The organism is Streptomyces pathocidini (genome assembly GCF_001418495.1).
GTDB lineage: Bacteria > Actinomycetota > Actinomycetes > Streptomycetales > Streptomycetaceae > Streptomyces > Streptomyces pathocidini.
This window is the reverse complement of the sequence record NZ_LIQY01000033.1, coordinates 1-5,729: the sequence shown is the minus strand read 5'-3', so window position 1 is coordinate 5,729 and position 5,729 is coordinate 1. Positions and strand designations below refer to the sequence as shown.

Sequence of the window (5,729 nt, the reverse complement as noted above, 5' to 3'; positions counted from 1 at the left end):
GGCGCCCAGGAGCTCAGCGCGGTGCAGACGATCGACAAGGTGATGTCGACTCCGACCAAGCACAACATCACAGTCGCCGACTCCACCACGCCGGGTGACCCCAGCGACCCCAGTGACCCGAGTGACCCCACCCTGCCGACGTGGGACCCCCGCGCCGCCTACACCAAGGGTGACCGCGTCACCCACAACGGCACCACCTACCAGTGCGTCCAGTCCTACCAGGGCAACGGCGACCCCAACTGGATCAACGCCCTCTCCCTCTGGGCCCCCGTCAAGGGCTGATCTGAAGCCCCGATAACCCCCGATAACAACGGCCTGGTCTGCCGCTCACGAAGCCGAGCGGCAGACCGGGCCGCTCGGCTTTGCGAACACCTGCAGCTCGCCAGTAGGCCGGCGGCGAGGGTGACCTGCGAGGACGCCGTTCCCGGTCAGTAACGGGCACGGGTGGTCGGTGACCAGGCACGACGGGGGTGGGCGGGCGCGCGGGCGCCCGCCCACCCCCGTAGGTCGTCACCGGTGTGGACGAGGGCCGGACTCGCGGAGCGAGATCAGCGCTCCGCGGGGTACGCGGTGCTGCCGCCGACGGTGTGGCCGACTTCCTGCATCGTCCTCATCGCCGCGAGCGCCTCGGCGCGTACGTCTCCGAGCTCGCGGACGAGTCGTTCGTAGATCGGGGCGTCGCCGGTGTCTGCGCGCCGTATCGCGGGTCCTGGTTCCTGCATTGGTCCGTTCCTCTCCCCGTACCCGGCAAAAGCGCGCCCGAGTCTACGGGGCGGGCTCGCGGATCGGCGGAGGGGTCCACGGAGTGGCACACCCTCAACCGGCATGGATCAGGGGCCGGTTGGAAGGCGTCAGTAGTCCAGTTCGATGTAGTCGATGCCCGTGAAGTCGACGGTCAGGCCCTGGGCGCGGCGGCCGCGGTCCTTGAAGTAGATCTCCTGGAGGCCCTCGGCGACGATCCCCTCCAGCTGGCGCTCGGTGGCGCCCGCGACCTGGGCGTCGAAGAGGCGGGCGGCGTAGTCGGGGGGCAGGTGCTGGGTGATCAGGCGGGTGCGGGCGTCGTCGGTTGAGCCGGGTGCCGCGGTGTAGCCGAACTGGGCGCGCGTCTCGACGGTGATGCCGGTCGCGGTGGCGGCCTGGCGGCGGGCGCGTTGCCTTACGACGGGTTGCCAGCGGCGGCGTACCTCGGCGTCGATGCGCTCGGTGATCGGGGCGGGCGGACTTTTACGCTGGCCGGTGACGTAGCGTTCGACCGAGCGCTGGCTGACGCCGAGGAGTTCGGCCACAGCCCGAGTCGTCTTCAGTTGTTTGACCAGGAACTTGACGCGTGCCTGGGTCGACTTGGGCGGTCGGCGGGTGAACGCCTGCTGGTCGGCTTTCTCCAACCCGTCGCCGATCTTCCCCATCGACTACTCCCTATTCCCCGTCGAGTGCGGCGTCGGTGCCCTTGATGTGGCGGGCGGGGTTGTGGCCCTCGTCGAGCAACTGGGCCGCCCACACGAGGGGTTGGGTGCCTTCGTGCTTGACCATCCCCGGGGACACCCCCAGGCGGAAGCCGCCCGGGAGGGGCTTGCCTTCGGGAGTGCGGGGCAGGAAATCCAGGGGCGTGGGGCCGTCGGAGAGGTAGACGGCGCAGTCGGAGAGGACCGCGATCGGGAACAGGCCTGCCCCGTCGGCGAGTTTGAGCATCTTGCGGTGCATGTTGACGCGGGCCGTGGAGATGACGGCGGCGCGGATGTCGGGGCGCCAGGTCGGGCGTTCGAGCGCGGGCCACCGGTCGCCAGGGCGGTACCGGGCGCCCTGGGGCCGTTCCCTGAGTTTGCCGATGCCGCCCTTGACCGTGGCCTTGATCGCGGACAGTACGGCGGCCTGGCCCGGGTCGACGGCCTTGTGCCGCTCCATCGCCGCCAGGAACTCCTGCTCCGGCACACCCGCCGTGACGCCGAGCCGCTCCATGGTGGCCAGGTAGGCGTCGCGGAGTCGGGCGTACCAGGCGTCCAGGTACGAGCCGCGGTCCTGCCGGATGTAGGCCTCCGCCGGGCGGACCTGGTGGCCGAGTTCGGCGGCGTAGGCGACGGTGGGCGTGGCGTACCAGGCCGGGCCCTCGGGGCGTCCGCCGTGTGGGGTGAAGGGGTTGGGCAGGCGTGGGTCGATGTCGATGTGGGAGAGGTCGACCAGCCACGAGCCGGGGGTCTTGGGGTCGAAGACCGGCGCGTGGAGGTGCTCGGCGGGGCCGAGGCCGACGGCGAGCCGGTTCGCGGCCGCGGCGAAGGCCATGTTGACGTCGACCCCCACCGCGTACTGCTTCGCGCACTCCTCGTCCGTGAGCAGTTCCGGGTCACGGATCCAGTCGTATGCCTCCTCGTCGAGGACCTGGTCCGGGGTGCGCTGGTGCCCGCGCGGGTACAGGGCGGACACGACGGGGTGCTCGTCCGGGGCCTCGGGCGGCGCCGGGTCCAAGGGCTCGGTGAGCGCGCCGGGGTTCGGGCCGGACACCCAACCGCCCGTCGCCTCGTCCTTCACGGCCTTGGTCGGGGGGCGCAGCGCGGTCATCAGCTCCAGGCCCGAGACGGCGGTGGAGCCGCGCGGGGTGATGACGCGGGTCGCGTAGTCGCCCAGCAGGTGGGCCAGTTCGGGTGGCGGCAGCTGGTCGATGCCGCCCCAGGCGCGAGTGTCGAACGCGCCCCATGGCAGGACCGCGAACTGCACGCACTGCCGCTGCCCGCCCGCCGCCGGGCGGTAGACCCTGGCCCAGGGGCCGAAGCCTCGGCGCGTGAGCTGCCACTTCGCCTTGGCGATCTGGCGTACGACCTTGTGGTCCTCCGGGAGCCGCAGGCCTCGGCGGTCCTCCAATACGGCCGGGAGGCCGAGCCGTTCGGCGGCCGCGGCGGTGAGGACGACCAGCGGGTCGGCGTCCTTGCCGTTGCGGTGCAGCCTCGGGGCGCCCAGCTTCGCCTCGGATAGCGTCCAGTCGACCAGCGAGGGGATGTCCTTGGCGGGGCAGTCCAGGATCAGACCGCCGAGGCAGTACGCCGATCCGTCGCCGTCGAGCACGGCGAGCGGGCCGTTGGCGAAGCGGGGGTCGGGGGCTGGCTGTTCCTTCGGTGCGGCTTGCCTGCCCATGGGGCGCCGCGGAGCCGGCGGCGCCTTGGCAGCCGGTGCCGGCACGTGCACCGGAGAGGGCTCAGCCGGATTCAGGTCGGCCGGTTTCAGATCGGCCGGTTTCGGGGCGGCGGCGGCCAGGATCGGTGGCGAGGGCGGAGCCGGGGTGGTCGCCGGCGCCGCAGGCTCGGGTGGAGAGCCGGCCGGGTAGCGGTTGGCCAAGCCCTCCAGCAGCCGGGCGTAGGCGGCGCGCTTCGGCGGCCGAGGCTCGCTGCGCCCGGCCTCCCAATTGCCCACCGCTTCACGCCGGGTCCGCAGAGCGGCCGCGACCTGTTCCTGACTCAGCCCAGCCGCCTCCCGCAACCGTCTGCGCTCCGCCGGCTCCGGCAGCGGTGTCTGCGGGACCTGCTCCAGCAGAGCATCGACCGCGCTGAACAGGGGTTGGTCATCCTCGGGCACGACGCTCACCTCCGGTCGACCAGAATAGCTAAACCCCGCGTCGATCGCGCATAGATCACATGCGATTCACTCGCTGTTTCTCGGCGAGTCCGGCGTTGCGCGCCTGGTGCTCAGCTCCGATCCGGACCGGCCAAACTCACCGCTCTGGCGGGCGTGCCGGGAGTGAAAACCCCTCAAAACGGCACTACGGGCAGTGACCGCACTACCGGTGCAGGCGAGGTCGCCGCAGCGCTTATTGCCGTGGTGGGCGCAGCGGCGCCCACGGCGCGCGGTCGGCCGCCGCGGACGCACCGTCATGCCGGTCACGGCCCGACCGCAGCAGCAGCCGTGGGCCACGAAGGCCCCGTCGAGTCGGAGAGCTTGCCTAGAGGTGCGGCTCGATGGTGATGAGGGGTTCGTTGAACTCCACGCATGCCGTGTCAGAGATGAGGATCTCCACGATCCGGCCGTCGGTGTCCGCCTCGATCGGGAACAGCATCTTCATCACCTCGATCAGGCCCACCGTCTGCCCGAGCCGAACCACATCGCCCACCGTGACGAAGGGCGGCGCGCCCGGCTCGGGGCAGCGGTAGAACGTGCCGACCCTGCCGGCCGTCACGTAGCGCAGCTCCTCTTCCTGGCGCTGCTTTTGGCCGGGAGGATGGTTCGCGGCTGCGGCCGGGAGACCCGTGGCGGAGGGTGCGGGGGCCTGCCCGGGGGGCTGTTCAGGGTTCGGCCACTGCACCTCGACGGTGGTCTGTCCGTGGCGGAGTCTGATCCTGCGCGGCTGTGTCGGCGCGGAACGGGTCAGCTCCCTCACCTGACGGCACACCGACTCCAGCGTCGTCTCCGCTTGGACTGCCTGGCCGACAGGTACGGGCGAGTAACCCAGGTCGTGGTGGTTCCTCTTGCCGTCGTTCACTGTCACGGGCCCACCTTCTCCTCGCGTCTCTTCCCCTGCGGCGTCGCACAGCGGAAAATCCTCTACCGCCCGCCTCGCGTAATGGTGGTGGAGCGGGCTCACTCACCCGGCGCGGGGTCCGACGTCCAGGTGCCCAGCGCCATCTCGGCGGTGATGCCGGGACCGAAGCCGGCCATCAGGCCACGGTCGCCGTCCAGGGCCGAGGCGTCGTCGAACATGCGGGCCAAGGCGTCCAGGACCACCGCACTGGCGATGTTGCCGTACTCGGTGAGCGTGGCCCGGCTGAAGCGGAACGCTTCCTGGGGCACGTCGAGGAAGCGGCTCAGGTCGTCCAGGATGCGCGGGCCGCCCGCGTGGATGATGTAGAAGTCCAGCTTGCTCGCGTTCCATCGGTGCTCTTCGGCGAGCGCGCTCAGGGCCGGGGCCAGCGGCTCCATGGTGCCGGGCACCCGCTTGTCGAGCTGGAAGTGGAACCCGGTGGAGCGTACGGCGTACGAGATCCAGCTCTCTGTTTCGGGGATGACGTAGGAGCCGTTGTGTTCCAGGCTCATTCCCGTGCCCCCGTTGCCTCGCACGACGGCAGCGGCGATCGCGTCGCCGAACAGGCCGTTGGACAACAGCGTTCCCACACCGGTGTCGGTCGGCTGGTAGCACAGCGAGCAGAACTCGCAGGCGACGATCAGGACGTTGGCCCCCGGGTGTGCCATGCAGAAGTCATGGGCCCGGTTCACCGCCGCACCGCCCGCGGCGCAGCCGAGTTGGGCGATCGGCAGCTGCCGCGTCTGGGGCCTGAACCCCATGGTGTTCATCAGCCAGGCCGTCGGCGGCGGCATCATGAAGCCGGTACAGGAGACATAGATGATCAAGTCGATCTGCTGCGGCTCGAGTTCGGCCTGATCCAGTGCCCGGCGCACGACGGCCGGGACGCGCTCCTTGGTCTGGGCCTCGTACACCGCGCTGCGCTCATCGAAACCCGGATGCTGGAGCACCTTCTCGATCGGCTGGATCAGGTGCCGCTTCTGCACGCCGGTGTGGGCGATGAGGTCGAGGACGAGGTCGAGCTGTGGGTGGTCGCTGTGCAGCCTGCGGGCCAGTTCCAGGGTGTCCTCGACGGTGATGACGTACTCGGGGACCGTGATTGCCGGTTTGCAGAGAACGGCCATGGATCTCCTCCTAACGGACTGCGATCCACACGATGAGTCCAAGCCGGCACGGGCCGGGCGGCCGCCGGGGGGTGAGTGCGGGGTGCTGGCTCTTAGACACATCT

6 protein-coding genes are annotated in these 5,729 nt (G+C 70.5%); 1 reads left to right on the top strand and 5 read right to left on the bottom strand.

Going from position 1 to position 5,729, the window contains the following annotated elements:
* Positions 1-282 (top strand): carbohydrate-binding protein (locus AOK16_RS02250; RefSeq protein WP_338058464.1); only part of this gene is annotated, 282 nt, incomplete at its 5' end.
* 266 nt (positions 283-548) lie between these two features.
* On the opposite strand, the gene AOK16_RS26975 is transcribed toward AOK16_RS02250, so the two are convergent.
* From AOK16_RS26975 to AOK16_RS02230, 5 genes are all read right to left on the bottom strand, one after another.
* Positions 549-722, bottom strand: a complete 174-nt coding sequence (locus tag AOK16_RS26975) for a hypothetical protein (RefSeq protein ID WP_157859071.1) — start codon at positions 720-722, stop codon at positions 549-551.
* 129 nt (positions 723-851) lie between these two features.
* Positions 852-1,406 carry a telomere-protecting terminal protein Tpg gene (gene tpg / locus AOK16_RS02245; RefSeq protein WP_055470506.1) on the bottom strand — a complete coding sequence of 185 codons (555 nt, stop codon included), beginning with the start codon at positions 1,404-1,406 and terminating at the stop codon, positions 852-854.
* A 10-nt stretch (positions 1,407-1,416) separates the two neighbouring features.
* Positions 1,417-3,561 (bottom strand): telomere-associated protein Tap, encoded by a 2,145-nt coding sequence (gene tap / locus AOK16_RS02240; RefSeq protein WP_055470505.1) that lies wholly within the window; start codon positions 3,559-3,561, stop codon positions 1,417-1,419.
* Between the two features lie 364 nt (positions 3,562-3,925).
* Positions 3,926-4,468: an acetyl-CoA carboxylase biotin carboxyl carrier protein gene (locus AOK16_RS02235; RefSeq protein ID WP_055470504.1), complete on the bottom strand. Its 543-nt coding sequence runs from the start codon at positions 4,466-4,468 to the stop codon at positions 3,926-3,928.
* Between the two features lie 92 nt (positions 4,469-4,560).
* On the bottom strand, positions 4,561-5,727 hold the full coding sequence (locus tag AOK16_RS02230; RefSeq protein ID WP_079100972.1) for a type III polyketide synthase: 1,167 nt from the start codon (positions 5,725-5,727) through the stop codon (positions 4,561-4,563).
* Positions 5,728-5,729: the final 2 nt, after the last annotated feature.

Bases quoted from the DNA above. Each gene is read 5' to 3' on its own strand.
- tpg (WP_055470506.1), bottom strand. From the start codon at position 1,406: ATGGGGAAGATCGGCGACGGGTTGGAGAAAGCCGACCAGCAGGCGTTC.
- AOK16_RS26975 (WP_157859071.1), bottom strand. From the start codon at position 722: ATGCAGGAACCAGGACCCGCGATACGGCGCGCAGACACCGGCGACGCC.
- AOK16_RS02230 (WP_079100972.1), bottom strand. From the start codon at position 5,727: ATGTGTCTAAGAGCCAGCACCCCGCACTCACCCCCCGGCGGCCGCCCG.